At 52.8% G+C, this 373-nt stretch carries 1 protein-coding gene; it reads right to left on the bottom strand.

Going from position 1 to position 373, the window contains the following annotated elements:
- Nucleotides 1-243: hypothetical protein (locus tag LKK83_RS00485; RefSeq protein WP_324628776.1), on the bottom strand; the 243-nt coding region annotated here is incomplete at its 3' end.
- Nucleotides 244-373: the final 130 nt, after the last annotated feature.

Genomic DNA, 373 nt, shown 5'->3' with positions numbered 1-373 from the left:
GAGGACGAAATAATCGCCGCCTCCCGCCATCCAGCTTTCCGCATTCTTCGCCGCCTGTTTTTGGATTACTACCCCACCCAGGGTGACGAGTTCGGGATTGTGCGCCTGAGTCATCGTCTCGCTTCCTCCGGTGGTTTCTGCTTCTGTGGTTCTGTCGCATCCCGCCGCTGTAGTGGCCAACATCAGCGCAAACCCCAGGGCGAGGGCGCGCATGGGAACCATTTTGGGCTTGATTTGAGTCATGGTTTTGTTGCCGGTTAAGGTTGATGGGTAATTTATCAACGTTTTAGCTGATGATCGGCACAGTCTTTAAATTGTTTCGGTAAAGTTTTCCATAATTTTTCTCTCGCCAACGGGTTTCCCTACCGCCGGG

Source organism: Phormidium sp. CCY1219 (assembly GCF_035615515.1).
Lineage (GTDB): Bacteria > Cyanobacteriota > Cyanobacteriia > Cyanobacteriales > Laspinemataceae > CCY1219.
This window is presented reverse-complemented; position numbering and strand designations above follow the sequence as displayed.